At 67.7% G+C, this 824-nt stretch carries 1 protein-coding gene; it reads right to left on the reverse strand.

Annotated elements, in window-relative coordinates; all coding sequences use genetic code 11:
• Positions 1-303: 303 nt before the first annotated feature.
• A partial coding sequence (locus tag FLW16_RS42955) for a lectin (RefSeq protein WP_185949867.1) occupies positions 304-824 on the reverse strand: 521 nt, incomplete at its 5' end.

Consider the following 824-nt stretch of genomic DNA (forward strand, 5'->3'; position numbering starts at 1 on the left):
CCAGGACCAGCAGCGCGGGCCGTGCCGCGACCCTGTCGGGCACGTAGAGGTACATGTTCAGGTTCGTCGGGTTGTTGCCGAAACCGGTCACCCGGGTCAGCGACGCCGCCGCGGCGGGCCGGACCCCGAGAAACATGGCCGCCACCACCAGAGGTAAGACAGCGGCCGCCAGTATGGCTCTGAGTTTTTGTTTCACGCTATTTCCTCATGAGTTGGGTCTGGGAGTGAGCCGTCCGGCAGACTCCGTCGTGGACGCGGCCGTGGTCGCCTTCGGCGAAGGCGACCACGGCAGGAACCGCACCGTCAGACGCGGGTCCATTTCTGGTTGTTCTGGCCGTTGCAGGACCAGATCTGGAGCTTGACGCCGTTGGCGGTCGAGTAGTTGGGGACGTCCAGGCACTTGTTCGCGCCGACCGCCGTGATGCTGCCGTCGGAGTTCAAGCGCCACTGCTGGTTGTTCTGGCCGTTGCAGTCCCAGATGATCACGCTGCTGCCGTCCGCGGTGCCGCCGCCGTTCACATCGAGGCATTTGCCGCCGTAGACCCGCAGCTCACCCGCGCTGGTCGACGTCCACTGCTGGTTGCTCTGCCCGTTGCAGTCCCAGATCTGCACCTGGGTGCCGTTGACCTGCGAGACGCCGGTGACGTCCAGGCAGCGGCCCGACCCCACCCCCCGGATGGCGGTCGCGGAGGAGGTCGGCGACGGGCTGGGGCTGGTGCCGGGGCCCTGCCCGATGCTGCCGGGGACCGACTGGAGCGCCGCGTACCAGGCGGCGGCCATCTTGTCGTAGCCGTTCGCGGTGGGGTGGATGCCGTCGATCAGGT

The sequence above is a fragment of the Microbispora sp. KK1-11 genome, from assembly GCF_006874435.1.
Taxonomy (GTDB): domain Bacteria; phylum Actinomycetota; class Actinomycetes; order Streptosporangiales; family Streptosporangiaceae; genus Microbispora; species Microbispora catharanthi.